Source organism: Allobosea sp. CS1GBMeth4 (genome assembly GCF_900185715.1).
Taxonomy (GTDB): Bacteria; Pseudomonadota; Alphaproteobacteria; order Rhizobiales; family Beijerinckiaceae; genus Allobosea.
The window spans coordinates 1-25,416 of the sequence record NZ_FYAS01000032.1 but is presented as its reverse complement, the minus strand read 5'-3'; the positions used below and the strand labels follow the sequence as shown (position 1 = coordinate 25,416).

Genomic DNA, 25,416 nt, shown 5'->3' with positions numbered 1-25,416 from the left:
AGTTCCGGCCATGGCACGGAATTTCCCGATGGTTTTGTACAGACAATGATGGGACCGATGGCCAACGAAAACGGCAACGGCGCCGGCGCCGGCAACCAGCAGGGGCCCAGCCTCAACACGCTGATCCAGTACATCAAGGATTTCTCCTTCGAGAACCCGAACGCGCCGCGCTCGCTGATCCAGCAGCAGCAGCCGCAGGGCGGCCCGCAAATCGGCCTTCAGGTCAATGTGCACGCCAATGCGCTCGGCGAGAGCGATTTCGAGACGATCCTGACGCTCGAAGGCAAGGCGACGCTGAACGACGAGACGCTGTTCGCCTTCGAGCTGAGCTATGCCGGCGTCTTCCGCATCCTGGGCGTGCCGCAGGAGCAGCTGCACGCGGTCGTGATGATCGACTGCCCGCGTCTGCTGTTTCCGTTCGCGCGGGCGATCGTCGCCGACGCCGTGCGCAATGGCGGCTTCCCGCCGCTCTATATCGACCCGATCGATTTCGCCCAGCTCTATCGTCAGCGGCTCGAGGAGATGCAGACGCAGGGCGCCCCGAACGCCTGAAGGCACGGCCAGCACGAGAGACGGGAAAGAGCCCTCCGGGGCTCTTTTCATTGTTGATTTGCGCGGGCGCTTGCGAACCGGCCCGGCGCTTTCCATCTCGACCTCGCCAGAGGCGCCCATCCCGGCGCGCCGACCCAGCGAGGTGACGGATCCATGGACGCCCTTATGACGCTCGCCGCCGACCCGACCGTATGGGCGGCGCTCGGCGCCCTGATCGCCATGGAAGTCGTCCTCGGCATCGACAACCTCATCTTCATCTCGATCCTGACCAACAAGCTGCCGGCGCATCAGCGGGCGCGCGGCCGCAGGATCGGCATCGGGCTGGCGCTGATCCTGCGCCTCGGCCTGCTCTCGACCGTCGCCTTCATCGTGCAGCTCACCACACCGGTATTCTCGGTCTTCGGCAAGGCCTTCTCCTGGCGCGACATCATCCTGATCGCCGGTGGCCTGTTCCTGGTCTGGAAGGCGACCAAGGAGATCCATCACAAGGTCGACCCCGGTCACGGACCCGACATGTTCGACACGGGGGCCGCAGCCGTGACCTTCGGCGGCGTGATCGTGCAGATCCTGCTGCTCGACCTCGTCTTCTCGATCGACAGCATCATCACCGCCGTCGGCATGACCGAACACGTGCCGGTAATGGTGATCGCGGTGATCGTCGCCGTGCTGGTGATGCTGCTCGCGGCCGATCCGCTGGCGCGCTTCATCGACAGGAACCCGACGATCGTGATGCTGGCGCTCGGCTTCCTGCTGATGATCGGCGGCACGCTGATCGGCGAAGGCTTCGGCGCCCATATCCCGAAGGGCTACATCTACGCCGCCATGGCGTTCTCGGCCCTGATCGAGGGGCTGAACATGCTCTCGCGCCGGGCGAGCCGGAAACGCGGCGGGTAGGGCCGGCGGCCGGCCTACGCCTCCTCGGGCAGGCCGAGATAGCCGCGCCAGAGCGGGCCCTTGAGCTTCATCACGAAGGCCTCGTGGGCGGCCCGCTCCTCCGGCGTGAGACGCGACGCGAGCGGGCGCTGGCGAACCGGTCGCTCGATCGCGACGGCGATGCCGAGGCCGGGCTTGCCGACGACGGCGGTGCCGAGGCCGAGGCTGGCCTGCTTGCCGCCGATCAGCTCGATATAGACCTCGGCCAGGATCTCGGCGTCGAGAAGCGCGCCGTGCCTGGTGCGGCGGCTGTTGTCGATGCCGTAGCGGGCGCAGAGCGCGTCCAGGCTGTTGCCGGCCCCGGGATGCTTGCGCCTGGCCATGGCGAGCGTATCGACGACGCGGGCCGGCACGATCGAAGGCAGGCCGAGACGGCCGAATTCCATGTTGAGGAAGCCGACATCGAAGGCAGCGTTGTGGATGACCAGCCGCGCATCCTCGATGAAGGCCATGAACTCGCCGGCGACCGCGGCGAAGACCGGCTTGTCGGAGAGGAAGGCATCGGAGAGGCCGTGCACCTGGAAGGCGCCGTCGGACATGGCGCGCTCAGGATTGATGTAGACGTGGAAATTGCGGCCGGTCGGGCAATGGTTGAGCAATTCGACGCAGCCGATCTCGACGATGCGGTCGCCCTTCAGCGCTTCGACGCCGGTGGTCTCGGTGTCGAGGACGATCTCGCGCATGTCAGCCCACCCTTTCCACGCGGCCGGAACGACCGGCGACGGCGTTCAGGATAGAGCGGACCTGGCGCTCCGCGGCCACGAGCCCGCGCGAGGTGTCCACAAGGAAATGGGCGCGGGATCGCTTCTGCGCATCCGGCATCTGGCGGGCGAGGATCGCGGCGAGCTTCTCGTCGGTCATGCCCGGGCGGGCGAGGACGCGCTCGCGCTGGACCTCGGCGGGCGCGGTGACGACGACGACCGCGTCGCAGCGGCTCTCCCCGCCGGTCTCGAGCAGAAGCGGCACGTCGAGCACGGCAGCCGGCACTCCTGCACGGCGACACTGCGCCACGAAGGCCTGTTCGGCGGCCCGCACCAGGGGATGGACGATGCCTTCGAGCTCAGCCAGCGCCTCCGGCCGGCCGAGCACGGCGGCGGCGAGCTTGGCCCGATCGACCACGCCACCCGCCGCCGTTCCGGGGAAGGCAGCCTCGATCGGCCGGGCCGCCGCCCCGGCATAAAGCGTGTGCACCGTCTGGTCGGCATCGTGGACGGGAACGCCGGCGGCGCGGAACATTGCCGAGGTCGTCGACTTGCCCATGCCGATCGAACCGGTGAGGCCGAGCAGGAAGGTCATCGCTTCGCCTCCGCGATCGCGCTCATGCGGCCGGTATATCCGCTTCGATCCGCGCCCGCAGCGTATCCGTCACCTTCGGACGGACGCCGAACCAGCGCTCGAAGCCGGGTACCGCCTGATGCAGCAGCATGCCGAGCCCGTCGACCGGAATACCGCCCCGGCGCCTGGCTTCGGCGAGCAGTGGCGTCTCCAGGGGAACGTAGACGATGTCGTCGACGATCGTCCCGGGTCGCAGGGCCGAGAGGTCGATCTCGAGCGGCGGCTGGCCGCGCATGCCGAGGGAGGTGGTGTTGACGATCAGGTCACTCTCGCCGACGAGCGCCGGAATCTCCCGCCAGGACCGCGCCTCGACGGTTCCCGGAAACAGCGCCGCCAGCTCGGCCGCGCGCTCCGGGCTGCGATTGACCAGACGGATGCGCCCGACGCCACGCCCGGCGAGGCCGTAGGCCACGGCACGGGCCGCGCCCCCCGCACCGAGGATCAGCGCCGTGCCGCTCCCGTCGCGCCAGCCGGATGCGCAGGCATCGAGATGAGCGAGGAAACCATAGGCGTCGGTGTTGTCGCCATGCAGCCGGCCGCCTTCCATCCAGAGCGTATTGGCGGCTCCCATCGCCCGCGCCGTGTCGCTGACCTCGTCGAGCAGCGGCAGCACGACCTCCTTGTCGGGCACGGTGACGTTGCCGCCGGCGAACTCGCCGGCGCGCAGGCGCCCGAGGAAGGCGGGCACCTCGGCGGGCGCCACGTCGACCCGCTCATAGCTCCCGGAAAGACCATGCTCGGACAGCCAGTGGCCATGGATCAGCGGCGAGCGCGAATGCGCGACCGGGTGGCCGATGATGAAGCAGCGTCTGGTCATGACGATCGGAGAACCGGAATCAGGCGAGAAGATCAAGGCCGCGCAAGGCGGCGAGCAGGTCCAGAACGGGCAGCCCCAGAATGGTGAAGTGGTCGCCCTCGACCCTGTCGAAGAGATGAATGCCGAGACCTTCGAGCTGATAGCCGCCGACGCTCGCCGTCGCAGCCGGACCGGCCTCGGCGACATAGGCCTCGATGAAGGCCGGCGTCAGCGCCCGCATCACGAGGGCCGCGGTGCTGGCGCCGCGGCCGATGATCTGCCCGTCGCGCGCCAGGACGAAAGCCGAGGTGAGCTCGTGCCGGCGGCCCGCGAGTAGCGCGATCTGTCGGCGGGCGGCGGCGGCGTCCTCGGGCTTGTGGAAGGGACGGCCCTCGCAGGTCAGCATCTGGTCGGCCGCGAGGACGACCCGGCCCGCATGCGACGGCGACACCGAGAGGGCCTTGGCCTCGGCCAAAGCCGCGGCAACGCCGGAGGGCGGTCCGCCCATGGCGAGGAAATCCGCTTCGATCGCCCGTTCGTCGACCACCGGCCTGACCGCCTCGACCGGGAGCGCGGCCGCCTGGAGCAGCTGCCGGCGCGTCGCGCTGCCCGAGGCGAGGATGAGCGGCGCATCGCCGCGCCAGAAGGTCGAGCCGGCGGTCACGTCGCGATGAACTTCATGCGGTGGTCGCGCAGCAGGTCGAGAATCGCAGCCGCCGTCTCCTCGATCGAGCGCCGGGTCACATCGATCACGGGCCAGCCCCTGCGGGCGCAGAGGCGACGCGACTGGGTGATCTCGTCGGCCACGGCGTCCGGGTCGACATAAGGCGTCTCGTCATCCGCCTTCAGCGACAGCAGCCGATTCTGCCGGATCTGGATGATGCGTTCGGCGCTGGCGACAAGACCGACGATCAGCGGCTTCCTCAGCCCTTCGAGCTCGGTGGGCAGCGGCACATTCGGGACCAGGGGGATGTTGGCGGTCTTGATGCCGCGATTGGCGAGATAGATGCTCGTCGGCGTCTTCGAGGTGCGGCTGATGCCGACGAGAATGACATCGGCGCTTTCGAGGTCGCCGCCGAGTTGGCCGTCATCATGCATCAGCGTGTAGTTCATCGCGTCGATGCGGCGGAAATAATCGGCGTTGAGCATATGCTGTGCGCCGGGGCGCGGTGCCGAAGCCTGGCCGAGATAGGACTGGAACAGCGACAGCACCGGCTGCAGCACCGACAGGCACGGACAACCGATGTCGCGGCAGAACGCTTCGAGCCGCTCCGACCATTCCGGTTCGACCAGCGTATAGAGCACAACGCCCGGCGAGGACTCGATCTCGGCGAGGACCCGCGACAGCTGGTTCTCCGAACGGACGAGCGGGTAGACATGCTCGATCGCGGAAACGGCCTCGTATTGCGCCGCGGCAGCGCGGCTGACCGCGATCAGCGTCTCGCCCGTCGCGTCGGAAACCAGATGCAGATGAAAATAGTTGCGCGCCACGGCTTCCCTCGCCGGCCTTCTCCGGTGTCAGGTCTAGAGATGTTCCGCTGGCGTGGGAATCCCTCATTTCCGCCCACCCGAAGGACGGAGGCCGGTTGCGAGCCGGGCGGGACAACTGGGGATAACCGGACACGGCCGGAGCCCGGCGGCAGTCGCCCGGGATAAGCCGGCCGACGGCTCAACAGGTATCACCCTGTGGGCCCGGTGGCGATGTTTCACGTGAATCATTTTGCGACGTGGCGCCAAGCCGCTCCGAGGAGCGAAAATCAATTCGTTAAGAAACTGTTAAGGGGTCGCCGTCGAGGAAACCCTGCCTCGGCTCGACGGCGCCCTGCCTGTGGGCAGGTTGTGGACAATGTTGGGGCGGGCTATGTGCCCCTGCCCAAGAGTCAAAACAAAAGACTCTCTTAGAAAAGAATCTTTTAGAACGATGGGCCAAAGCCCGGTGCGCTTCATGAACGACAGCCTCTTCCTCCGTGCCCTCTCCGGCGAGACCCTGCCGAAGCCGCCGCTCTGGCTGATGCGCCAGGCCGGCCGCTATCTGCCGGAGTATCGCGAGCTGCGGGCCAGGGCCGGCAGCTTTCTCGACCTGTGCTACAACCCGGCTCTCGCCGCCGAAGTGACCTTGCAGCCGATCAGACGTTTCGGCTTCGACGCCGCGATCCTGTTCTCGGACATCCTGGTCGTCCCCCATGCGCTCGGGCAGAAGCTCTGGTTCGCACAGGGCGAGGGGCCGAGGCTGGAGCCGATCGCCGACGCGGCCCGGCTCGGCGAGATCCGCGAGGAGATCGATCAGGATGTGCTGGCCCCGGTCTACGAGACGGTGCGCCGGGTGAAGGCCGCTCTTCCCGGCGGGACGGCCCTGATCGGCTTTTGCGGCGCGCCCTGGACCGTCGCGACCTATATGGTGGCCGGACGCGGCACGCCGGATCAGGGGCCGGCCAAGGAGCTGTTCCAACGGGATCCTGCCCTGTTCGCGCGCTTGATCGACCGGCTCGTCGTCAGCTCCGCCGCCTATCTCAATGCCCAGATCGATTCCGGCGTCGATGCCGTCCAGATCTTCGATAGCTGGGCCGGTTCGCTCACGGCGGGGGATTTCCAGCGCTGGTGCATCGAGCCGACACGGCGGATCGTCGAGCTCGTCCGGGCGCGGCATCCGCAGGCGAGGATCATCGGCTTTCCGCGTGGCGCCGGAACAGGCATTCCGGATTATGTCCGTGGCACCGGCGTCGATGCGGTGGGGCTCGAAACCGAGATCGACAGGGGTTTCGTGCGCGAGGCCATCCAGCCGCTCGTGCCGGTGCAGGGCCATCTCGATCCGCAATTGCTGCGCGCGGGAGGTGCCGAGATGGAGCGCGAGATCGCGGCGATCCGTGCGGCCTTCGGCGCGGGCCCGTTCGTGTTCAATCTCGGGCACGGCATCCTGCCGGATACGCCGATCGCCCATGTCGAACGGCTGGTCGAGCTGGTGCGGGCCTAGGGCGTGGTCCGCGAATCGGCGACCGGCTTGTGGCGGGCCTGTTATCGATTTTCTGATGCCGCGCGGATTCCGCCGGTCGGCGAGCGACCCGAAGACACGCTAGGAGACGAGCGTCATGGCTTATGACTGGGTCAAGGCTTTCCATGTGATGGCGGTGATCGCCTGGATGGCGGGGATGCTCTATCTGCCGCGCCTGATGGTCTATCACGCCGAGGCGCAAACCGGCTCGATCCAGTCCGAGACCTTCAAGATCATGGAGCGCCGGCTGCTGAAGGGCATCATCAATCCCTCGATGATCGTCGCCTGGGTGCTCGGGCTCCACCTCGCCTGGAGCGGCTTCGGCTTCAAGGGCGGCTGGCTGCACGGCAAGATCGCCCTCGTCCTCGTCCTGTCGGCGCTGCATGGCTATCTGGTCGGCAGGGTCAGGGCCTTTGCCGAGGACCGCAACGACAAGCCGGCGCGGTTCTACCGGGTCCTCAACGAAGTGCCTGCCGTGCTGATGGCGATCATCGTCATCTTGGTGATCGTCAAGCCGTTTTGACGCCGGCACGGTTTCTCGCTTGAGCCGCGCCGGGAAAGCGGTTATCAAGCCTCTGCGCCTTCTGTTCGCGTCCTCCCTATCGTCGACGGTTCGTGCCGCGGCTGCTCCGCCAGCCGACACGACATCCTGACAAGTGGGCCTCAGGTCCTCGTCCCGTCGATCCCTCAGCTGCCGTCCGGCCTGCCTGAGCGCAGGTCCGCTCAACCCGGGTGCCCCATGCGGGAAATCAAGCTCCACGAACTCAAGGCGAAGTCGCCGACCGAACTGCTCGCCTTCGCCGAAGGCATGGAGGTCGAGAACGCGAGCACCATGCGCAAGCAGGAGCTCATGTTCGCGATCCTGAAGCAACTGGCCTCCCAGGAGACCGAGATCCTCGGCGAGGGCGTCGTCGAGGTGCTGCAGGACGGGTTCGGCTTCCTGCGGTCCTCCGATTCGAACTACCTGCCTGGACCCGACGACATCTATGTCTCGCCTTCGCAGATCAGGAAGTTCGGGCTGCGCACCGGCGATACGGTCGAAGGGCCGATCCGCGGGCCCAAGGACGGCGAGCGCTATTTCGCCCTGCTCAAGGTCAACACGATCAACTTCGAGGATCCGGAGAAGATCAAGCACAAGATTCACTTCGACAACCTGACGCCGCTCTATCCGGACGAGCGGCTGAAGCTCGAGGTGCAGGATCCGACCAAGAAGGATTTCTCGCCGCGTGTCATCGACATCGTCGCGCCGATCGGCAAGGGCCAGCGCGCCCTGATCGTGGCGCCGCCGCGCACCGGCAAGACCGTGCTGCTGCAGAACATCGCGCAGTCGATCACCACCAACCACCCCGAATGCTATCTGATCGTGCTGCTGATCGACGAGCGGCCCGAGGAGGTCACCGACATGCAGCGCTCGGTGAAGGGCGAGGTGGTGTCCTCGACCTTCGACGAGCCGGCGACGCGCCACGTCCAGGTCGCCGAGATGGTGATTGAGAAGGCCAAGCGCCTGGTCGAGCACGGCCGCGACGTCGTCATCCTGCTCGATTCGATCACCCGGCTCGGCCGCGCCTACAACACGGTGGTGCCGTCCTCCGGCAAGGTGCTGACCGGCGGCGTCGACGCCAACGCGCTGCAGCGGCCGAAGCGCTTTTTCGGCGCCGCCCGAAATATCGAGGAGGGCGGCTCGCTGACCATCGTCGCGACCGCGCTGATCGATACCGGCAGCCGCATGGACGAGGTGATCTTCGAGGAGTTCAAGGGCACCGGCAATTCGGAGATCGTGCTGGACCGCAAGGTGGCGGACAAGCGCATCTTCCCGGCGATCGACATCCTCAAGTCGGGCACCCGCAAGGAAGAGCTCATCACGCCGCGCTCCGACCTGCAGAAGACCTATGTGCTGCGCCGCATCCTCAATCCGATGGGCCCGCAGGACGCGATCGAGTTCCTGATCGACAAGCTGCGCCAGACCAAGCAGAACTCCGAATTCTTCGATTCGATGAACACCTGAGCGCGACCGAAGCCTCAGCGCTACGGAAAGGCCCCGGCACCGCGCCGGGGCCTTTTTTTGATGCCGCGTGCAATCCTCAACGTGCGCCTGCCACCGCCTCGCGCAACCGATCCGGGTCGGTGACCGGCGGCAGGCAGCGACCGTGCAGGCAGACGAAGGCAGCGCCGGCTCCCGCCTGCCGGGCATAGGCGTGAGCCGGATGGTCAGGCGGCAGGACGTCCGGCTCGGGACAATCGACCAGCATCGTCGTCGGATGAGGGAGTGCCAGGGCCGCTTTGCGGAAGCCATCGCGCTTCGGCCCGGCGAGCACGATCTCGACGCCGTTGCGGGCGAGATCATAGGCGTTCAGCGCCGAGCCATGCGCCAGCGGGGCCTGCGCGGCAGCGGCGAGTATGACCGCGAGGAATTGGTCGGCCCGCTCGCGATCCGCGGGCAGACCGGCTTGTGCCGCGAGGCGCAGGAGGTTGGCGGCATGCAGGCCGTTGGCATTGGGCACGGCGTCGTCGTGAGTCGGCCTCGGTATGACCGGAAGAGCGGCGCTGTCGGAGCGAGTCATCCGTAGCAGACCCGAGTCGGCCTCGCGGTAGTGCCGGTCGAGATGCGCGCTCCAGCGTGCGGCGAGAGCGAGGTAGTGCCGGTCTCCGGTGGCGTCGTGCAGGGCAAGCGCCGCGTCCGCCATGGCGGCATGATCGAGCGCGAAGCCCGGCGTGATCAGCCGGCCGGCGCGGTAGGAATGGGCGAGGCCGTCGCCGTCCGGCATGGATTCGGAAACGAAATAAAAGGCCTGCGCGGCGAGGTCGATCCAATCCTCGCGCCCGAGCAGGCCGCTTGCCCGGACGAGCCCTGCGATCATCAGCCCATTCCAGTCGGCCAGGATCTTGTCGTCGCGGCCGGGCGGAACGCGCTGGCTACGGACCGCCAGCAAACGGGCGCGCAGCCCGGCGAGGCTGGCCGCGATCTCCGGAGTGGGGTCGGGCGTGTCCAGCCGGTTGAGGATGGCGTGGCCCTCCCAATTGCCGCCCGCGGAGACATCATAATGGCGCGCGACGACGGCCGCATCCTCCGGCCCGAGCGCCTCGTTCAGCTCGTCCAGCGTCCAGACATAGAACTTGCCTTCCTCGCCGTCGGAGTCGGCATCGAGGCTGGCGGCGAAAGCGCCCTCCGGCAACAGCATGTCGTGCCTCAACCAGGCGACGATTCCGTCCGCCGCATCCAGAAGAAGCGGATCGCCGGTGCGCGCTGCCTCGAGCGCGTAGAGCGGCAGCAACTGGGCGTTGTCGTAGAGCATCTTCTCGAAATGCGGCACGAGCCAGCGCTCGTCGACGGCATAGCGGGCGAAGCCGCCGCCGAGATGATCGTGGATCCCGCCCCGCGCCATCTGGACGAGCGTGCGGTTGGCGGTGTCGCGAGATGCTTCGTCTCCGTTGCGTGCGCCGTGGCGCCAGAGCAGCTCGATCAGACCCGGATTGGGGAATTTCGGCGCGCCGCCGAGTCCGCCATGGTCGCGGTCGAAGCGCCTTGCCACCTGGCCGGCGATATGGTCGAGATCCGGCTCGCCGCCTGCCGCGCCACGCTGCAGGCTTTGTTGCAGGGCCTCGCCGATCGCCGCAGCGTTGCGGACGATGCGTCCGCGATCGCTGCGGTAGAGAGTGGCGATCTGCCGAAGGACATCGATGAAACCCGGCCGTCCATAACGGGAGGTCGGCGGAAAGTACGTGCCGCCCCAGAACGGCGCGCCTTCGCTGTCCAGGAACATGGTGAGCGGCCAGCCGCCCTGCTCTCCCAGGGTATGCAGGGCGCTCATATAGACATGATCGATGTCGGGGCGCTCCTCGCGGTCGACCTTGATGTTCACGAAGAGCTCGTTCATCACCGCAGCGATGGCGGGATTTTCGAAGCTCTCATGCGCCATGACATGGCACCAATGACAGGCGGCATAGCCAATGGAGAGCAGGACGGGACGGTCGCTGGCGCGCGCCTCGGCGAAAGCCTCGGCGGTCCACTCCCACCAGTCGACGGGATTGTTCTGGTGCTGCAGCAGATAGGGACTGGCGGCGTGTTTCAGACGGTTCATCGACAGAACTCCGCCTCGTGCGGTAGCGAGCCGTGAAAGCCTATCCGACGATCGTGGCGCTGTCGTCCGGAGCAGGACGTGCAGGCATCGCCGTGCTGCGGATCTCCGGCGAGCGCGTGCGATTCGCAGTCGAAACGGTCGCTGGATCGGTGCCCCAAGCCCGAAAGGCGAGTTATCGCCCGCTGCGCGATGCGCATGGTGACGTCGTCGACCACGGTCTCGTCCTCTTCTTTCCGGCTCCTGCGAGCTTTACCGGCGAAGACGTCGCCGAGTTCCACATCCATGGCTCGCGCGCTGTCTTGTCGCGGCTGCTCTCGGTCCTGACCGCCCTGCCCGGCCTGCGGCTGGCGGAGGCCGGCGAATTCACCCGCCGTGCCTTCGAGGCCGGGAAACTCGATCTGGCGGCCGTGGAGGGCCTGGCCGACCTGATCGATTCGGAGACGGAATGGCAGCGCCGGCAGGCGTTGCGACAGATGGAAGGTGCACTCGGCCGTGCCGCCGCGGCGTGGCGGGCCGGCCTGATAAGGGCGATGACCCGGCTCGAGGCGGAGATCGATTTCTCGGACGAGGGCGATGTCGGCGGGCCGCTGATCGCCGAAGCTGTCGCGGATGCCCAGGCTGTGGCGGTGAGCCTGCGCGCCGCACTCGGCAGTTTCGCAGCCGGCGAGCGCGTCCGCGAGGGGTTCCTCGTGGTGCTGGTCGGGGCGCCCAATGCCGGCAAGTCGAGCCTGCTCAACGCGCTTGCGCGGCGCGATGTCGCGATCGTTTCCCCGGCTGCGGGAACGACCCGCGACGCGATCGAGGTCAGGCTCGACCTGGGCGGCATCCCCGTCGTGCTCGTCGATACCGCCGGGTTGCGCGAAAGCGCCGATCCGGTCGAGGCCGAGGGGGTGCGGCGCGCCCGCGAGCGGGCCGCCAGCGCCGATCTGGTACTCCGGCTGCAGCCGCCCGATTCGGAGCCGGAACGACAAGACGGCGATGGGCGGGAGATCATCGTCGCGACCAAGATCGACCTCGGGGCACGTGCCGACGCCTGCGACGTCGCCGTCTCGGCAGTGACGGGAGCCGGCCTCCCCGAGCTGATCGCGCTGATCGCGGCGCGGCTGAGCGACCGGCAGCAGGCGGAGCCCGCGCTCGTGACACGCGAGCGCCAGCGGCTGGCCGTCGCGGACGCCGTCGCGGCGATCGAGCGCGCCGGCGCGCTGCCGCATGCGATGCCCGAGCTGATCGCGGAGGAGCTGCGTCTGGCGGTCAGGGCGCTCGAGCGCCTGATCGGCAAGGTCGATGTCGAGGACGTGCTCGACAGCCTTTTTTCCGGCTTCTGCATCGGGAAATAGCGGTTTTCGTTGACCTCCGGGCCCGGCTTGGCTAGCGAACGCTCATGTCGGATACGCAAGCGAGCGGGCACTACGATGTCGTCGTGGTGGGCGGCGGTCATGCCGGGGCGGAGGCCGCGGCGGCGGCCGCGCGCGCCGGCGCCAGAACGGCGCTGGTCACCCAGCAGCTCGCCACGATCGGCGCGATGTCGTGCAACCCCGCGATCGGCGGGCTCGGCAAGGGCCATCTCGTTCGCGAGATCGATGCGCTCGACGGAATCATGGCCCGCTGCGCCGACCAGGGCGGCATCCAGTTCCGCATGCTCAACCGGCGCAAGGGCCCGGCGGTGCGCGGCCCGCGCGCGCAGGCCGACCGCAAGCTCTACCGCGAGGCCGTCCAAGGCGCGCTGGCGGCGCAGACCGGCCTCACCGTGATCGAAGGCGAAGCGTTCGATCTGGAGGTCATAGCCGACCGCGTCACGGGGGTCGCGCTCGCCGACGGTCGTCGATTCGACTGCGGAACGGTCGTGCTCACGACCGGCACCTTCCTGCGCGGGCTGATCCATATCGGCGAAACGCGAATTCCGGCCGGGCGGGTCGGAGAAGCGCCTTCGCTCGGATTGTCGGCGACGCTGGAACGCCACGGCTTCCCGCTCGGCCGCCTGAAGACCGGGACGCCGCCGCGGCTGGACGGACGCACGATCGATTGGGCCAGTCTGGAGATGCAAAGCGGCGACGAGCCGCCCGAGCCGTTCTCGATGATGACCGCGGCGATCACGACACCGCAGATCAGCTGCGGCGTGACCCGGACGACGTTGGCGACGCATGAGCTGATCCGCGCCAATCTGCACCGTGCGCCGATGTTCTCCGGCCAGATCGAGGGCCGCGGGCCGCGCTATTGTCCGTCGATCGAAGACAAGGTCGGGCGCTTCGGCGATCGGGACGGTCATCAGATCTTCCTCGAACCAGAGGGCCTGGACGACCCGACCGTCTATCCGAACGGGATTTCGACCTCGTTGCCCGAGGATGTTCAGCTCGGTCTCCTGAAGACGATCCCGGGTCTCGAGCGCGCCGCGATGCTGCGGCCGGGCTATGCGATCGAGTATGACTATGTCGATCCGCGGGCGCTGCGGCCGACGCTGGAGACGCGGGCGATCGCCGGTCTCTTCCTGGCCGGACAGATCAACGGCACGACGGGCTATGAGGAGGCCGCGGCCCAGGGCCTGCTCGCCGGCCTCAATGCGGCGCGCCGCGCCGGGGGAGCAGAGCCGGTCGCTCTGGATCGGACGCAGTCCTATATCGGCGTGATGGTCGACGATCTGGTGACGCGCGGCGTTACGGAGCCGTACCGGATGTTCACGTCGCGCGCCGAGTTCCGGCTGTCGCTGAGGGTGGACAATGCCGATGAGCGGCTGACACCGCTCGGCATCGCGCTCGGCGTGGTCGGGAGCAGCCGGGGCGAGCATTTCGCGCGCCGCCAGTCGGAAATCGTTAAGCTTACCGAAGTCTTGCGGGAGCGGAGCGTGTCGCCGAGCGAGGCTGCTGCGGCCGGGCTGGAGCTGAACCGCGACGGGATCAGGCGTTCGGCTTTCCAGATCCTCTCTTACCCGACAATCGATTTCGCGGCGCTGGTGCGGGTCTGGCCGGATCTGGCGGATGTTCCGCAAGCGGTGCGGGAGCGCGTCGCGGCCGATGCCACCTATGCGGTCTATCTCGACCGGCAGGCGGCCGAGATCGCATCCTACCAGCGCGACCAGGCCCTCGCCTTGCCCGATGATCTCGACCTCGACGGCATTTCCGGGCTGTCGAACGAGTTGCGGAGCAAGCTGCGTGCCGCCTGGCCGGATAATCTGGCGCAGGCCGGCCGGATCGAAGGCATGACGCCGGCGGCGCTGACCTTGCTGGCGGCGCACGCGCGCAAGCATCAAGCCCGCGCTGCGGCCAGCGCCGAGGCTTGAGCCTGTGAGTTCTGTTGATAAGGCGGACAACCTGGACCGGCGGCGTGCTTTTCGCTTGACGCCTGTTTCACGTGAAACAGAAGAGCGGCTCGACGTCCTGGTCGCCGAGTTGAGGCGCTGGCAGAAGGCCAAGAACCTCGTCTCCGGCACGACATTGGACGAGGTCTGGACCAGACACGTCGCCGATTCGCTGCAGCTGCTGGATCATGCGCCCCAGGCGCGGCGCTGGCTCGATCTCGGCTCGGGCGGCGGGTTTCCGGGTCTGGTCCTCGGCATCAGGCTTGCGGAGCTGGGCGGGCACATCGATCTGGTCGAGAGCAATGCCCGCAAATGCGCCTTCCTCCGCCATGCCGCGCGGCTGACCGACGCGTCGGTCACGGTCCATCATGCCCGGATCGAGGAGGTCGTCGATGGCTTTGCCGGAAAGGTCGAGGCCGTGACCGCGCGGGCGCTGGCGCCGCTGCCGCTCCTGCTCGACTGGTGCAAAGAGCTGTTGAGAACCGGGGCGACGGGAGTCTTTCCCAAGGGACAACATCTAGAGGCGGAATTGACCGCCGCGGCTAAATATTGGAAGATTCAGGCTACAACGTTTCCATCCGTGACGGATTCGGCGGCCGCCATCCTGGTGATCAGCGGCGCCGAGAAACGGGCCGATTGATGACCGAAACTCGCTCCACCTCCAGTTCCGCGCGTCCGCGCGTATTGGCGCTCGCCAATCAGAAGGGCGGGGTCGGAAAGACCACCACCGCGATCAATCTCGGCACGGCTCTGGCCGCCATCGGCGAGAAGGTGCTGATCATCGATCTCGATCCGCAGGGCAACGCCTCGACCGGGCTCGGCGTCGACCGCCGGAGCCGCAAGGCGTCGACCTATGACGTGCTATGCGGCGATATCGGACTCGGCATGGCGATGCAGGCCACGGCCGTTCCCAATCTGTTCCTGGCGCCGTCGACACTCGATCTGCTCGGCGTCGAGCTGGAGATCGCGAGCGCCAAAGACCGGGCGGCGCGGCTGAAGAAGGCGATCGACGAGCTGGTCGACGACCAGCGCTGCAACGACCTGACCTATATCCTGATCGATTGTCCGCCGTCCCTGAGTCTGATCACGATCAACGCGATGACGGCGGCCGATGCGGTGCTGGTGCCGCTGCAATGCGAGTTCTTCGCCCTGGAAGGCCTCAGCCAGCTGCTCAAGACGGTCGAGCAGGTCCGCGCCGGGCTCAACCCGCGCCTGATCATCCAGGGCGTGGTGCTGACCATGTACGACCCGCGCAACAATCTCTCCGGCCAGGTGATGGCCGATGTCCGCCATTTTCTCGGCGACAAGGTCTACGAGACTGTCATTCCGCGCAATGTGCGGATTTCCGAGGCGCCGTCCTACGGCAAGCCGGCGCTGCTCTACGATCTGCGCTGCGCCGGATCGCAGGCCTATCTGAAGCTGGCCTCGGAGGTGATCCGGCGCGAGCGCACATTGCGCGCCGCCTGATCTGCAGGAAAAGGTTCAAGAGGAATGGCAATGGTCGAGGAACAGGGGCGTTCGCGTCTTGGCCGGGGTCTCGCTGCGCTGATCGGCGATGTCGGCGAGGAGATCGGCGCGATCGAGCGTGCCCGCGGGCAGCGCAAGGTGCCGGTCGAGTTCCTGCGGCCGAATGCGCGCAATCCGCGCAAGGCTTTCGCGGAAGCCGATCTCGAGGATCTCGCGGCCTCGGTGCGCGAGCGCGGCATCCTGCAGCCGATCATCGTGCGCTCGATCCCGGGCATGATCGACGCCTATGAGATCATCGCCGGCGAGCGGCGCTGGCGGGCAGCCCAGCGGGCCGAACTGCACGATGTACCGGTGATCCTGGTCGAGGCCAATGATCGCGAAGCGCTCGAGATCGCCATCGTCGAGAATGTCCAGCGTGCCGACCTCAACCCGATGGAAGAAGCCGCCGGCTATGAGCGGCTGATCGCGGAGTTCGACTATACCCAGAACGATCTCGCGAAGGTGATCGGCAAGAGCCGCTCGCATGTGGCTAATACGCTGCGCCTGAGCAAGCTGCCGGAGCCGGTCAAGCGCATGGTCGGTGACGGCTCGGTCTCGGCCGGCCATGCGCGGGCCCTGCTCGCCGTTTCGGAGCCGGAACAGATCGCGAGACGCATCGTCGAGCAAGGCCTTACGGTGCGCGATGTCGAGCGGCTCGGACAGGACGAGGCGCGCAGCGAGAACAAGCCCGTGCGGGCCGCCGCGCCGAAGCCGGAGAAGGATCCGGATACGCGGGCGGTCGAGAAGGCACTGGAGGAGGCGCTCGGCCTCGGCGTGTCGATCCAGCACCGCGCCAATGGCGGTGGCGAGATGAAGATCAGCTACAAGACCCTCGACCAGCTCGACGCGCTCTGCCGGCGTCTGAAGGCCTGATTCAGCCCCGGCCCTTGCCGGCCATCCGGGTCAGGGTCCAGAGCGCGCGGGCCGCAATCGGCCGCGCCATGTCGCCGTCGCGGCGGACCGCCAGCATCGCCGTGCCGAGGATCGTCACCGCTTCCCGCAATTTCGCCGCCGGCCAGGCGTTGAGCGCGGCTTCGGCCGTGGCGATGCGAGGATAGGGCAGGCGCATGGCGCCGACGGCCTCGCGCGGCGGCTTGCCGGCGTCGACGGCGAGCCTGGCCTTCAGCAGCGCGAGGGAGTGGCGCAGTACCGCGCCGAGCAGCACGCCCTGGTCGAGCCCCTCGCCCGCAAGCTTGGCGAGCGCGAGATCGAGGCTGGGCAGACGGCCGGCAAAGACGGCATCGACCACCCCGGCCTGCTCGCGCTGCGCGGTATCGCCGACCACGGCCTCGACATGAGCAGTCGTCAGCGCCGCGTCACTGCCGGCATAGAGGATCAGCTTGTCGATCTCCTGGCGCGAGGTCTGCCGGTCGCCGCCGAGCAGGCTGGTCAGCAGATCGCGCGTGCTGCGGTCGATGCTCTTGCCCGCCGCCCGGGCCATTTCGTCGACGATGGCGCCGAGATCGCGCGCGGCGTCGCCATAGCAGGGCACGGCGAGCGCCGATTTCGCGCGCTCGCAAGCCGTACGCAGCGGGTTGGTCTTCTGGAGATCACCGGCCTCGATGATTACGATCGCGTCCTGCGAGGGCGTCGCCAGCAAAGGCTCGACCGCGGCGACGAGCGGGCGCGAGGTCGGTGAAACCCGAATGGCTCGGCGCCCGCCGAACAGGCCGATCGTGTTGGCCTCGTCGACCAGCTTCAGGGGATCGGAGGCGAGATCGTCGCCATCCATGCGGATCAGCTGGAAGGCGTCCTGCGGATCGTCGACGCTGTTGCGGGCCAAGGTGGCCGCCCGTTCCGAGATCAGTCCGGCATCGGGGCCGTAGAACAGGAACAGGCGCCAGGACGGATCCGGCCGCGCCAATGCGCGCTCCGCCTCATGCGCCTTCACCATCGCCATGGCTGGCGGCCTCAGCCGCCGACGAGCGCGGCGGCGACGCGGGCCTTGATCAGCCGGGCGAGCTCCTTGGCGGCGCGGACCTGGGCGTCGCGGGCGGCGCGCAACGAGGCGAAGCGCTGCTGCGAGCGCTCATAGGGCGCCCGGACGACGCTCTGCCCGGAGGCGACGACTTCGTTCGAGCCGGCCCGGACCAGCTGCCAGTCCGCCGTGGCGATCAGGATCGCCGAATCGGCGCGGCCGTTGGCGTAGTCGACCGTGATCACCTCGAGCGACTCCGTCGTGGTGGCGTTGAGCTTGAGGATCTTCTGCCGATCGGGCGCGCCGCCGCCATCGAACTCGAAGACGAGCTCGTTGCGCAGGTAATGCCCGACCAGGCCCTTGATCTCCGGCACCTCGATGCCGAGCATGGCGTTGCGGACATTGCCGCCGACCTTGCTGACCGTCCCCTCGCCATAGAGCGGCTGGAAACAGCCGCCGGCGAGCGCGGCGAAGGCGAGCGCCGCGGCGAGTGCCAGCGACGGGCGGCGTGCTCTGGTCCGGGTCTCAGACGACGACATTCACGATCCTCCCCGGCACCACGATCACCTTGCGGATCGGCCGGTTCTCCAAAGCCCTGGCGACGGCCTCCGAGGCCCGCACGATCGCCTCGACCGCCACGGTATCGGCATCGGCCGGCACCGTCACCTCCGCCCGCTTCTTGCCGTTGACCTGTACCGGCAGGATCTTGCTGTCATCCTGCAACAGATCCGTTTCCGCCTCGGGCCAGGCGGCTTCGCCGGCAAGGCCGGGCAGGCCGAGCGCCTGCCAGCACTCCTCGGCGAGGTGAGGCATCATCGGGGCGACAAGCTGCGTCGCGATCATGGCGGATTCGTGCAGCGCGAAGGCGATGTCCGGGGCGATCTCGGCCGATTCGGCGGCGGCGTCGAGCGCTTTCCCGATCGCGTTGCTCAAGGTGTAGACATGCGCGACGCAGCGGTTGAAGGCGAGCCGCTCGATATCTGCGCCGACCGCGTGCAGAGCGCGGTGGCTGGCCTTGCGCAGGGCAAGCGCGGCCTCGGAGAAGGAGGCCGGGCGGGCCGGCGCATTCCCCGTGCGCTCGCCGATCTCGGCGACCAGACGCCAGAGCCGCTGGACGAAGCGGGCGGAGCCCTGGACGCCCTCGTCGGTCCAGATCACATCGCGATCCGGCGGCGAATCGGAGAGCATGAACCAGCGCGCGGTGTCGGCACCGTAGGAGGCGATGATGTCGTCGGGGTCGACGACATTCTTCTTCGATTTCGACATCTTCTCGATCGGGCCGATCTCGATCGGAGCCCCGGTCTCGACGTCGAAGCCGCGGCGCTCGTTGCCGACCGTCTCGATCCGGACATTGCCGGGCTCGACCCAGGAGCCGTCCTGGGCCCGGTAGGTCTCGTGCACGACCATGCCCTGGGTGAACATGCCGTCAAAGGGCTCGTCGAGCCCGGTATGGCCGGTCGCCTTCATCGCCCGGGTGAAGAAGCGCGAATAGAGCAGGTGCAGGATCGCGTGCTCGACGCCGCCGATATACTGGTCGACCGGCAGGAAGCGGTCGACCGCCTTGCGGTCGGTCGGGCTCTCGGTCCGCCAGGGATCGGTGAAGCGGGCGAAATACCAGGACGAATCGACGAAGGTGTCCATGGTGTCGGTCTCGCGCCGTGCCTTGCCGCCGCATTGCGGGCAGGCGACATGCTTCCAGCTCGGATGATGATCGAGCGGGTTGCCGGGCTTGTCGAAGGAGACGTCGTCGGGGAGCTTCACCGGCAGATCCTGTTCCGGCACCGGCACGACGCCGCAGCTTTCGCAGTGGACGACCGGGATCGGGCAGCCCCAATAGCGCTGGCGCGAGATGCCCCAGTCGCGCAGCCGGAAATTGACCTTGCGCTGGGCGACCGGGCGGTTGCCGAGGCTTTTGCTCTCCAGCCGCTTCGCGACTTCTTCTTTCGCCTCCGTAATGGTCATGCCGTCGAGGAAGCGCGAATTGATCATCCGCCCTTCGCCGTCATAGGCGGTGTCGGTGATGACGAAGCTCGCCGGGTCGGTGCCCTCCGGGCAGACGACCGGGGTGTTGCCGAGCCCGTATTTATTGACGAAATCGAGGTCGCGCTGGTCATGCGCCGGGCAGCCGAAGATCGCACCGGTGCCGTATTCCATCAGGATGAAATTGGCGACGTAGACCGGCAAGGTCCATGACGGATCAAAGGGATGGACGGCGCGCAGGCCGGTGTCGAAACCCTGCTTCTCGGCCTTGTCGATGTTCTCCTGGGCCGTGCCGGTCTTCTTGCACTCGGCGATGAAGTCCTGCAGCGCCGGGTTCGTTTCGGCGGCGGCCTTCGCCAGCGGGTGGTCCGGCGCGACGGCCAGGAACCGCGCGCCGAACAGCGTGTCGGGCCGGGTCGTGTAGACCTCGACCTCGCCCTGGCCCAGCGGGTTCGATTCGAGCGCGAAACGAACCAGCAGGCCTTCGGAGCGGCCGATCCAGTTCTTCTGCATCAGCCGGACCTTGTCCGGCCAGCGGGTCAAACCCTCGAGCGCGTCGTTCAGCTCCTGGCCGAAGGCGGTGATCTTGAAGAACCACTGGGTCAGCTCGCGGATCTCGACCGGCGCGCCCGAGCGCCAGCCGCGCCCATCGATCACCTGCTCGTTGGCGAGGACGGTCTCGTCGACCGGATCCCAGTTGACCTTGGCGGTCTTGCGGTCGACCAGTCCGGCCTTCAGGAAATCGAGGAAGAGCTTCTGCTGGTGCCGGTAATAGCTGGCGTCGCAGGTGGCGAGCTCGCGGCTCCAGTCGAGCGACAGGCCCATCGACTGCAGCTGGCTGCGCATGGTCGCGATGTTGGCATAGGTCCAGTCGCGCGGGTGGACCTTGTTGGCCTTGGCGGCGTTCTCGGCCGGCAGGCCGAAGGCGTCCCAGCCCATCGGATGGAGCACCGAGAAGCCCTTGGCGCGCTTGTAGCGCGCGACCACGTCGCCCATCGCATAATTGCGGACATGGCCCATATGGATGCGCCCCGAGGGATAGGGGAACATCTCGAGCACGTAATAGCTCGGCCGCGTATCGTCGTTGCGGGTCTCGAAGAGCTTGCGCTCGTTCCAGACCTTGCGCCATTTCGGCTCGGCTTCCTTCGGATTGTAGCGTTCGACGGCCATGCTGATCGTGTCGTTCTTGCGTGAGCGGAGTTGCGCGGACTAGGACACGAAGCGATGCGCCGGGTCAATGTTCAGAACGGCTTGGATGCTGCGCGCGATGGATGAAAGGCGACGGCAATGCAAGATGTTGCGGCAAGGCTGCAGGAGACGCGGACATCGATCGCCCGTGCGGCGCGCGATTTCGGCCGCAAGCCGGACAGCGTGACTCTGATCGCGGTCTCCAAGACCAAGCCGGCGGAGATGATCGTGCCGGTGCTGGAGGCCGGGCAGATCGATTTCGGCGAGAACTACGTCCAGGAGGCGAAGGCCAAGTGGCCGGCGCTGCGGGAACGCTTCCCGCAGGCGCGCCTGCACATGATCGGGCCGCTGCAGTCGAACAAGGCGCGCGAGGCGGTGGCGCTGTTCGACGCGATCCATTCGCTCGATCGCGAGAGCCTCGCCAGGGAGCTGGCCAGGGAGATCGAGCGGGCCGGCAGGGCGCCGCAGCTGATCGTGCAGGTCAATACCGGCGCCGAGCCGCAGAAGGGCGGCGTCCTGCCGCAGGAGGCCGACGCTTTCCTCGCGCTTTGCCGGAGCCGCTATGGCCTGACGATCGCGGGGCTGATGTGCATTCCGCCGGCGGAAGAGCCGCCCTCGCCGCACTTCGCCCTGCTCGCCAAGATCGCCGCGCGCAACGGGCTGGGGATCCTGTCCATGGGCATGAGCGCCGATTACGAGGCGGCGATCCAGCTCGGCGCCACCCATGTCAGGGTCGGCAGCGCGATCTTCGGCGCGCGCGGCTAGATCCTGCCCGCGCCTGGCCTTTTCGCGTCGATCGGGAAAGCCGTCTTCTCAGCGCACCACGATCGCACAGTGCCGCGCCAGGCGCGGCAGCAACCTTGCGAAGACATCCCCGGTGACGGCGACGCAGCCCGCCGTCGGGGTGAAGCCCGGCCGGGCGAGATGCCAGAAGATGGCGCTGCCGCGGCCGCGCCGGACGGGCGCGTCGTTCCAGCCGAGCTCGACGACGACGTCGTAGAGGTGGTCGGCGCGGGCGAGCCGCTCCTCAGCCTCACCGGGAGGGCGCGCGATCAGGCGGTTGTAGCGCCGGTCGTTCTGGTCGTCGCACCAGGCGTCGCGCGGCGTGATGGCACGGACCGGCAGCAGGCTCGCCGGCCGCGGCAGCCGGTCGGCGCGGTAGAAGACGCGGCGCAGCGGCAGCCTGGCGCGCGGCGTGCCGCCGTCGCCCTCGCGCTTGGCGACGACGACGCCTGACTGGCCGAGCGCACAGGGGAAGGAGGCGGAACCGGCGATCAGAAAGCCCCTCCGGCGATCATGCACCGAGCGCACCACCAGCAGCCGCGTCAGCCGTCGGCCGGCGGCGGCGGCATCATCACGTGTTTTCACGGAGCATCCATCCTGCGTGATCTGGCGCCCATTCTCGCGGCTCCGCCTGCTTTCCGTTTGACCAGCTTCGGCGGTGCAGTCAGAATCCACGCTGAACTCAATGTGTTGGAGCGTGTTCCGGGCCGCGAAGTGGCTCCCACTTCCGACGAACATGCTCTAATGTCGCGCCAACGCCAACGGCTTGAATCACCTTCATGTCAGCAACCCATCATATCCTGCTGGTCGACGACGACCAGACGCTGCGCGATGCGCTCTCCGAGCAGCTCGCGCTCTATGACGAGTTCAAGGTGTCGTCGGCACCGACAGCGACGGCGAGCCTCAAGGCCGTGCAGGCCGAGCGCGTCGATCTCGTGGTCATGGATGTCGGCCTGCCCGACATGGACGGCCGCGAGGCGGTGAAGCTGATGCGCAAGACCGGCTTCAAGGGTCCGGTGGTCATGCTGACCGGGCAGGGCTCGGATGCCGACACCGTGCTCGGCCTGGAGGCCGGGGCCAACGATTATGTGGTGAAGCCGTTCAAGTTCGCCGTGCTGCTGGCGCGCATCCGTGCGCATCTGCGGCAGTACGAGGCGAGCGAGGACGCGATCTTCCAGGTCGGGCCCTACACCTTCCACCCGGGCTCCAAGCTTCTCGTCAGCGCCAAGGGCTCGAAGACCAAGCTCACCGAGAAGGAGACGGCGATCCTGCGCTTCCTCTACCGGGCCGGCCGCAAGCCGATCGCGCGCGAGACGCTTCTGCAGGAGGTCTGGGGCTATAATTCGCAGGTGACCACGCACACGCTCGAGACCCATATCTACCGTCTGCGCCAGAAGATCGAGCCGGATCCCGCCAATGCGCGGCTGCTCGTCACGGATGCCGGCGGCTACCGGCTGAATCCGTAAGCGCCGGATGTCGCTCAACGACGACATCACCCTGTTGGCCCGGCAGCCGCTGCTGGGCCTGATGGATCGCGATGCGCTGCGTCTCGTCGCCTTCGCCGCCGAGACCCGGTCCCTGCGGGCCGGCGACGTGCTGTTCCGGCGTGGCGAGGGTTCGGACGGGGCGTTCCTGGTGATCTCGGGGGCCATCGCCCTCAATCGTGAGGATGATGGCCGGCCGGCCGACGAGATCGTCGGGCCCGGCGCACTGATCGGCGAGCTGGCGCTGTTCACGGCACTGGAGCGGCCGGTGACGGCGGTGGCGCGCGAGCCGACGCAGGTCATGCGGCTGGCCCGCAGCGTGATGCGTCGCGTGCTCGGCGAATCGCCCGATTCGGCGCAGGCGATCGCGCAGGCGATCGCGCAGCGGCTTCACGACTTCAACGACGAGCTCGCCGCCGTCGGGACGGCGCTGAGGGCGATCGACCTGCGCTGATCAGAGCTCGAGCCGGACCGTCACCGGGACATGGTCCGAGGGTCGCTCCCAGCCGCGCGCCTCGCTCAGGAAATCAAGGTCGCGCAGCGTCGGCTTCAGCCCGTCCGAGAGCCAGATATGGTCGAGCCGGCGCCCGCGATTCGAGGCCTGCCAGTCGGCGGCGCGGTAGCTCCACCAGCTATAGAGCTTCTCCGGTTCCGGGCGCAGCGTGCGCGCCGCGTCGGTCCAGCCGAGCTCGCTGCGCAGCGTCTCCAGCGTCGTGGTCTCGACCGGCGTATGGCTGACGACGTCGAGCAGCTGCCTGTGGCTCCAAACGTCGTGCTCATAGGGCGCGATGTTGAGATCGCCGACGAGGAGGCTCGGCCGGCCCGAGGGGTTGCGGGCGATGCCCCAGGCGCCGACGGCGTCGAGGAATTGCAGCTTGTGGGCGAATTTCGGATTGGCCTCGGGATCCGGGATATCGCCGCCGGCCGGGATGTAGAAATTATGGACGGCGATGCCGGCTGCCGCGCCGGCGCCGGCCGCGAGCACGACGGTCATGTGGCGGGCGTCGTTGCGCTCGCACATCGCCATCGCTTCCTTCTCCGCGAAGGGCAGCTTCGAGACGATGGCGACGCCGTTGTAGCCCTTGTTGCCGATGAAGGCCTGATGGACATAGCCGGCCTCGGCGAGGGCCCTGGCCGGGAATTTCTCGTCCGGCGTCTTGGTCTCCTGCAGGCAGAGGATATCGGGTCGATGCGCCTTCAGGAAATCGGTGACGAGCCCGATGCGCAGGCGCACCGAATTGATGTTCCAGGTGGTGACTGAGAGCTGCACGAAAAGGGGAATCCGGCCGAGAGGGAAGCCGGAAACTGGGTCGTCGGGTCAGGAAAAGCAAGCGTTGCGGTAGCCGCATCGTCATTGCGAGGAGCGAAGCGACGAAGCAATCCAGCGGCCCGGCGCGCGCTGCCGCTCGTGGCTTGCTTCGCTACGCTCGCAACGACGGAACTCAGAGCACGCGCTGGTAGTCGATCACGAAGTTCTTCTGATCGGGCCGGCGCTGCGTATCGAGATTGTAGAGCGAGACCGAAGTCTCGTAGCCCTGCGGGTCGATCACGACCCATTGCCGGAGCTCGTTGGCGGTGAGATCGAAGTTCAGGGTGATCTTCGAGGTGCCGCCGAGGGTCGAGCGATCCTCGAGCTTGAGCGACAGGATGTCGCCCTTGGTGCTGACCCCGGTGACGGTGGTGTCCCGTTCGAGATTCATCTGCTCCTTGAGCAGGAACTTCAGCGGCGTCTGGCCGATCGAATAGAGGTCCTGGGTCGCGAGCTTGCGGTCGCGGATCGCAACCGAGGTGCCGTCCGCCACGACCTCCATCGTCACCGGCGGGCGATACTCGAAGCGCATCTTGCCCGGACGCTGGACATAGAGCTTGCCTTCGAAGCGGCGACCATCGGCGGCGAACTGAATGAAATCGCCCTGCAAGGTCGAGAAGCCGTTGAAATAGGCGTTGAGCCGCTCGACCGCCTCGGCCTTCGACAGCGGCGCGCTCGGCTTCGACGGCTTGGCCGGTGCGCGCGGCTCGCTGTTCGCGGCGACGACCGGTGCGGGCGCGCGCGGAGCGGGCGCAGCGGCGGCCGCGTCGGCCTGGACGGCGTCGGTGCGGGGGGTCCCCAGGCCCGGGGGCCGGATCGGCGGCAGCGGGATCGGCCGCTGGGCGGTCCGCGGCGCTGCAGGCTGGGCTGCCGGCTTGATGTCGAGGGGCTGGGCGAGGACCGGGCCCGAGGCCAGCGCGAGCGCCAATGCGGCGGCTGCGAGGGCTGGCATGGGCGAGAGATGGGTCATGGAGCTCCGGTATCCGGTTGCGGCCTTCTGGCGGAATATCGTGCCGCCACGCCGGGCCGGCAAGGGTTCAACGCGACAGTCGGCGGCGAGGTTGCACCGGGCTGATGGCATTTTCAGGACCGGTTTCGCGCCGGCCCGCGGCAGCGGCGTGCCTCACTCCTCGTCTTCCCTGGCCCGTCCGGTTTCGACGAGGATGTCGCGCTTGCCGGCGTGGTTGGCCGGTCCGACGATGCCCTCGTTCTCCATGCGCTCCATGATCGAGGCGGCGCGGTTGTAGCCGATCTGCAGCCGGCGCTGGATGT

Annotated in this window: 26 protein-coding genes; 13 read left to right on the top strand and 13 right to left on the bottom strand. The window is 67.7% G+C overall.

Annotation, left to right across the window (positions count from 1 at the left end):
• Window positions 1–57: 57 nt before the first annotated feature.
• Together secB and CS1GBM4_RS19820 are read left to right on the top strand one after the other, a co-directional pair.
• A complete protein-coding gene (gene secB / locus CS1GBM4_RS19825; RefSeq protein WP_186420480.1) occupies window positions 58–552 on the top strand; it encodes a protein-export chaperone SecB in 495 nt (164 codons plus the stop codon).
• 153 nt (window positions 553–705) lie between these two features.
• Complete coding sequence (locus CS1GBM4_RS19820; RefSeq protein ID WP_186420479.1) at window positions 706–1,446, top strand: TerC family protein; 741 nt, start codon at window positions 706–708, stop codon at window positions 1,444–1,446.
• A gap of 14 nt (window positions 1,447–1,460) precedes the next feature.
• On the opposite strand, the gene dnaQ is transcribed toward CS1GBM4_RS19820, so the two are convergent.
• Genes dnaQ through CS1GBM4_RS19795 form a run of 5 tightly spaced genes read right to left on the bottom strand, consistent with a single transcriptional unit; the run spans window position 1,461 to window position 5,107 of the window.
• Window positions 1,461–2,168: a DNA polymerase III subunit epsilon gene (dnaQ, locus tag CS1GBM4_RS19815; RefSeq protein ID WP_186420478.1), complete on the bottom strand. Its 708-nt coding sequence runs from the start codon at window positions 2,166–2,168 to the stop codon at window positions 1,461–1,463.
• Between the two features lies 1 nt (window position 2,169).
• Window positions 2,170–2,781 (bottom strand): dephospho-CoA kinase, encoded by a 612-nt coding sequence (gene coaE / locus CS1GBM4_RS19810; RefSeq protein WP_186420477.1) that lies wholly within the window; start codon window positions 2,779–2,781, stop codon window positions 2,170–2,172.
• 22 nt (window positions 2,782–2,803) lie between these two features.
• Window positions 2,804–3,637: a shikimate dehydrogenase gene (locus tag CS1GBM4_RS19805; RefSeq protein WP_186420476.1), complete on the bottom strand. Its 834-nt coding sequence runs from the start codon at window positions 3,635–3,637 to the stop codon at window positions 2,804–2,806.
• Window positions 3,638–3,656: 19 nt separating this feature from the next.
• The gene (locus CS1GBM4_RS19800) at window positions 3,657–4,280 is read right to left on the bottom strand and encodes a Maf family protein (protein ID WP_186420475.1); all 624 of its coding nucleotides are present in this window, start codon (window positions 4,278–4,280) and stop codon (window positions 3,657–3,659) included.
• Window positions 4,277–5,107, bottom strand: coding sequence for a pyruvate, water dikinase regulatory protein (locus tag CS1GBM4_RS19795; RefSeq protein WP_186420474.1), 831 nt, complete (start codon window positions 5,105–5,107; stop codon window positions 4,277–4,279). Before CS1GBM4_RS19795 ends, CS1GBM4_RS19800 begins: the two co-directional genes overlap by 4 nt.
• A gap of 454 nt (window positions 5,108–5,561) precedes the next feature.
• On the opposite strand from CS1GBM4_RS19795, the gene hemE reads away from it, so the two are divergent.
• The 3 genes from hemE to rho all read left to right on the top strand — a co-directional run bounded on the left by hemE (window position 5,562) and on the right by rho (window position 8,610).
• Window positions 5,562–6,587 carry a uroporphyrinogen decarboxylase gene (gene hemE / locus CS1GBM4_RS19790; RefSeq protein WP_186420473.1) on the top strand — a complete coding sequence of 342 codons (1,026 nt, stop codon included), beginning with the start codon at window positions 5,562–5,564 and terminating at the stop codon, window positions 6,585–6,587.
• A 115-nt stretch (window positions 6,588–6,702) separates the two neighbouring features.
• On the top strand, window positions 6,703–7,128 hold the full coding sequence (gene hemJ, locus CS1GBM4_RS19785; RefSeq protein ID WP_186420472.1) for a protoporphyrinogen oxidase HemJ: 426 nt from the start codon (window positions 6,703–6,705) through the stop codon (window positions 7,126–7,128).
• 216 nt (window positions 7,129–7,344) lie between these two features.
• Complete coding sequence (gene rho / locus CS1GBM4_RS19780) at window positions 7,345–8,610, top strand: transcription termination factor Rho (RefSeq protein ID WP_186420471.1); 1,266 nt, start codon at window positions 7,345–7,347, stop codon at window positions 8,608–8,610.
• A gap of 76 nt (window positions 8,611–8,686) precedes the next feature.
• Here rho and CS1GBM4_RS19775 read toward each other — a convergent pair whose 3' ends face one another.
• Window positions 8,687–10,684 (bottom strand): thioredoxin domain-containing protein, encoded by a 1,998-nt coding sequence (locus CS1GBM4_RS19775; RefSeq protein WP_186420470.1) that lies wholly within the window; start codon window positions 10,682–10,684, stop codon window positions 8,687–8,689.
• 32 nt (window positions 10,685–10,716) lie between these two features.
• On the opposite strand from CS1GBM4_RS19775, the gene mnmE reads away from it, so the two are divergent.
• The 5 genes from mnmE to CS1GBM4_RS19750 are packed head-to-tail and all read left to right on the top strand — an operon-like array spanning window position 10,717 to window position 16,355.
• The gene (gene mnmE, locus CS1GBM4_RS19770) at window positions 10,717–12,021 is read left to right on the top strand and encodes a tRNA uridine-5-carboxymethylaminomethyl(34) synthesis GTPase MnmE (RefSeq protein WP_186420469.1); all 1,305 of its coding nucleotides are present in this window, start codon (window positions 10,717–10,719) and stop codon (window positions 12,019–12,021) included.
• Between the two features lie 44 nt (window positions 12,022–12,065).
• On the top strand, window positions 12,066–13,958 hold the full coding sequence (gene mnmG, locus CS1GBM4_RS19765; protein WP_186420468.1) for a tRNA uridine-5-carboxymethylaminomethyl(34) synthesis enzyme MnmG: 1,893 nt from the start codon (window positions 12,066–12,068) through the stop codon (window positions 13,956–13,958).
• A 4-nt stretch (window positions 13,959–13,962) separates the two neighbouring features.
• On the top strand, window positions 13,963–14,616 hold the full coding sequence (gene rsmG, locus CS1GBM4_RS19760) for a 16S rRNA (guanine(527)-N(7))-methyltransferase RsmG (protein WP_244607317.1): 654 nt from the start codon (window positions 13,963–13,965) through the stop codon (window positions 14,614–14,616).
• Window positions 14,616–15,443 (top strand): ParA family protein, encoded by an 828-nt coding sequence (locus tag CS1GBM4_RS19755; protein WP_186420467.1) that lies wholly within the window; start codon window positions 14,616–14,618, stop codon window positions 15,441–15,443. The genes rsmG and CS1GBM4_RS19755 overlap by 1 nt, the downstream gene beginning before the upstream one ends.
• A 30-nt stretch (window positions 15,444–15,473) precedes the next feature.
• Window positions 15,474–16,355, top strand: a complete 882-nt coding sequence (locus CS1GBM4_RS19750) for a ParB/RepB/Spo0J family partition protein (RefSeq protein ID WP_186420466.1) — start codon at window positions 15,474–15,476, stop codon at window positions 16,353–16,355.
• A gap of 1 nt (window position 16,356) precedes the next feature.
• Here the strand turns inward: CS1GBM4_RS19750 and holA are convergent, their stop codons facing one another.
• From holA to leuS, 3 genes are read right to left on the bottom strand one after another with little or no spacing between them, the layout of a single operon-like run.
• Window positions 16,357–17,382 carry a DNA polymerase III subunit delta gene (gene holA, locus CS1GBM4_RS19745; protein ID WP_186420465.1) on the bottom strand — a complete coding sequence of 342 codons (1,026 nt, stop codon included), beginning with the start codon at window positions 17,380–17,382 and terminating at the stop codon, window positions 16,357–16,359.
• 11 nt (window positions 17,383–17,393) lie between these two features.
• Window positions 17,394–17,939, bottom strand: a complete 546-nt coding sequence (gene lptE / locus CS1GBM4_RS19740) for an LPS assembly lipoprotein LptE (RefSeq protein ID WP_186420464.1) — start codon at window positions 17,937–17,939, stop codon at window positions 17,394–17,396.
• The gene (gene leuS, locus CS1GBM4_RS19735) at window positions 17,926–20,550 is read right to left on the bottom strand and encodes a leucine--tRNA ligase (protein ID WP_186420463.1); all 2,625 of its coding nucleotides are present in this window, start codon (window positions 20,548–20,550) and stop codon (window positions 17,926–17,928) included. Before leuS ends, lptE begins: the two co-directional genes overlap by 14 nt.
• 117 nt (window positions 20,551–20,667) lie before the next feature.
• On the opposite strand from leuS, the gene CS1GBM4_RS19730 reads away from it, so the two are divergent.
• Complete coding sequence (locus CS1GBM4_RS19730; protein WP_186420462.1) at window positions 20,668–21,333, top strand: YggS family pyridoxal phosphate-dependent enzyme; 666 nt, start codon at window positions 20,668–20,670, stop codon at window positions 21,331–21,333.
• A gap of 48 nt (window positions 21,334–21,381) precedes the next feature.
• Here the strand turns inward: CS1GBM4_RS19730 and CS1GBM4_RS19725 are convergent, their stop codons facing one another.
• Window positions 21,382–21,936 (bottom strand): L,D-transpeptidase family protein, encoded by a 555-nt coding sequence (locus CS1GBM4_RS19725; RefSeq protein WP_244607316.1) that lies wholly within the window; start codon window positions 21,934–21,936, stop codon window positions 21,382–21,384.
• A 194-nt stretch (window positions 21,937–22,130) separates the two neighbouring features.
• On the opposite strand from CS1GBM4_RS19725, the gene CS1GBM4_RS19720 reads away from it, so the two are divergent.
• Window positions 22,131–22,817: a response regulator transcription factor gene (locus tag CS1GBM4_RS19720; protein WP_186420461.1), complete on the top strand. Its 687-nt coding sequence runs from the start codon at window positions 22,131–22,133 to the stop codon at window positions 22,815–22,817.
• Window positions 22,818–22,824: 7 nt separating this feature from the next.
• Window positions 22,825–23,289, top strand: coding sequence for a cyclic nucleotide-binding domain-containing protein (locus CS1GBM4_RS19715; protein WP_186420460.1), 465 nt, complete (start codon window positions 22,825–22,827; stop codon window positions 23,287–23,289).
• Here CS1GBM4_RS19715 and CS1GBM4_RS19710 read toward each other — a convergent pair whose 3' ends face one another.
• The 3 genes from CS1GBM4_RS19710 to CS1GBM4_RS24690 form a co-directional block, all read right to left on the bottom strand.
• Entirely contained in the window at window positions 23,290–24,105 is an 816-nt protein-coding gene (locus CS1GBM4_RS19710) for an exodeoxyribonuclease III (protein WP_186420459.1), read from the bottom strand.
• A 172-nt stretch (window positions 24,106–24,277) separates the two neighbouring features.
• Complete coding sequence (locus tag CS1GBM4_RS19705) at window positions 24,278–25,114, bottom strand: outer-membrane lipoprotein carrier protein LolA (RefSeq protein WP_210201607.1); 837 nt, start codon at window positions 25,112–25,114, stop codon at window positions 24,278–24,280.
• 153 nt (window positions 25,115–25,267) lie between these two features.
• A complete protein-coding gene (locus tag CS1GBM4_RS24690; RefSeq protein ID WP_280177669.1) occupies window positions 25,268–25,402 on the bottom strand; it encodes a DNA translocase FtsK in 135 nt (44 codons plus the stop codon).
• Window positions 25,403–25,416 lie beyond the last annotated feature (14 nt).

Coding starts and splice junctions, on each gene's coding strand:
- secB (WP_186420480.1), top strand. CDS start 58: ATGGCCAACGAAAACGGCAACGGCGCCGGCGCCGGCAACCAGCAGGGG.
- CS1GBM4_RS19820 (WP_186420479.1), top strand. CDS start 706: ATGGACGCCCTTATGACGCTCGCCGCCGACCCGACCGTATGGGCGGCG.
- dnaQ (WP_186420478.1), bottom strand. CDS start 2,168: ATGCGCGAGATCGTCCTCGACACCGAGACCACCGGCGTCGAAGCGCTG.
- coaE (WP_186420477.1), bottom strand. CDS start 2,781: ATGACCTTCCTGCTCGGCCTCACCGGTTCGATCGGCATGGGCAAGTCG.
- CS1GBM4_RS19805 (WP_186420476.1), bottom strand. CDS start 3,637: ATGACCAGACGCTGCTTCATCATCGGCCACCCGGTCGCGCATTCGCGC.
- hemE (WP_186420473.1), top strand. CDS start 5,562: ATGAACGACAGCCTCTTCCTCCGTGCCCTCTCCGGCGAGACCCTGCCG.
- hemJ (WP_186420472.1), top strand. CDS start 6,703: ATGGCTTATGACTGGGTCAAGGCTTTCCATGTGATGGCGGTGATCGCC.
- rho (WP_186420471.1), top strand. CDS start 7,345: ATGCGGGAAATCAAGCTCCACGAACTCAAGGCGAAGTCGCCGACCGAA.
- CS1GBM4_RS19775 (WP_186420470.1), bottom strand. CDS start 10,684: ATGAACCGTCTGAAACACGCCGCCAGTCCCTATCTGCTGCAGCACCAG.
- mnmG (WP_186420468.1), top strand. CDS start 12,066: ATGTCGGATACGCAAGCGAGCGGGCACTACGATGTCGTCGTGGTGGGC.
- CS1GBM4_RS19755 (WP_186420467.1), top strand. CDS start 14,616: ATGACCGAAACTCGCTCCACCTCCAGTTCCGCGCGTCCGCGCGTATTG.
- CS1GBM4_RS19750 (WP_186420466.1), top strand. CDS start 15,474: ATGGTCGAGGAACAGGGGCGTTCGCGTCTTGGCCGGGGTCTCGCTGCG.
- holA (WP_186420465.1), bottom strand. CDS start 17,382: ATGGCGATGGTGAAGGCGCATGAGGCGGAGCGCGCATTGGCGCGGCCG.
- lptE (WP_186420464.1), bottom strand. CDS start 17,939: ATGTCGTCGTCTGAGACCCGGACCAGAGCACGCCGCCCGTCGCTGGCA.
- leuS (WP_186420463.1), bottom strand. CDS start 20,550: ATGGCCGTCGAACGCTACAATCCGAAGGAAGCCGAGCCGAAATGGCGC.
- CS1GBM4_RS19730 (WP_186420462.1), top strand. CDS start 20,668: ATGCAAGATGTTGCGGCAAGGCTGCAGGAGACGCGGACATCGATCGCC.
- CS1GBM4_RS19720 (WP_186420461.1), top strand. CDS start 22,131: ATGTCAGCAACCCATCATATCCTGCTGGTCGACGACGACCAGACGCTG.
- CS1GBM4_RS19715 (WP_186420460.1), top strand. CDS start 22,825: ATGTCGCTCAACGACGACATCACCCTGTTGGCCCGGCAGCCGCTGCTG.
- CS1GBM4_RS19705 (WP_210201607.1), bottom strand. CDS start 25,114: ATGACCCATCTCTCGCCCATGCCAGCCCTCGCAGCCGCCGCATTGGCG.